The following is a 522-nucleotide window of genomic DNA, read 5'->3' as shown; positions in this document are numbered from 1 at the left end:
CCTTCATCGACTCCTAGTGTCAAGGCATCCACCGTGCGCCCTTTCTAACTTAACCAAACTAAAAATTAAAAAATATGAGCTACACTGTTATCTAGTTTTCAAAGAACATACCATTTGCTATTTAAAATAGCTTTTTGGTGGAGCCTAGCGGGATCGAACCGCTGACCTCCTGCGTGCAAGGCAGGCGCTCTCCCAGCTGAGCTAAGGCCCCAAAATGTATGGTGGGCCTAAATGGACTCGAACCATCGACCTCACGCTTATCAGGCGTGCGCTCTAACCAGCTGAGCTATAGGCCCATACAAATTGCAGGATTTATTTATATCATATCCTCATTTAAGAGTCAATACTGAATTGAACTCTCAAAACTAAACGAAAACGAAACACGGAAACTTATATTGATAAGCATCGCTTATCAATTCTCCATAGAAAGGAGGTGATCCAGCCGCACCTTCCGATACGGCTACCTTGTTACGACTTCACCCCAATCATCTGTCCCACCTTAGGCGGCTGGCTCCAAAAAGG

General features: G+C 45.0%; 2 tRNA genes and 1 rRNA gene. All 3 read right to left on the bottom strand.

Features of this window, described 5'->3' with window-relative positions:
* Positions 1–135: 135 nt before the first annotated feature.
* A tRNA-Ala gene (locus tag MR136_RS28300) sits at positions 136–211 on the bottom strand.
* An 8-nt stretch (positions 212–219) separates the two neighbouring features.
* Positions 220–296: transfer RNA gene (locus MR136_RS28295), tRNA-Ile, on the bottom strand.
* 130 nt (positions 297–426) lie between these two features.
* Positions 427–522 (bottom strand): 16S ribosomal RNA (locus MR136_RS28290); the annotation flags it as partial.

This window comes from Bacillus cereus group sp. BfR-BA-01311, assembly GCF_022664295.1.
GTDB classification, from domain to species: Bacteria; Bacillota; Bacilli; order Bacillales; family Bacillaceae_G; genus Bacillus_A; species Bacillus_A cereus.
The sequence above is the reverse complement of the archived record's forward strand: the minus strand, read 5'-3'. Positions and strand labels throughout refer to the sequence as shown.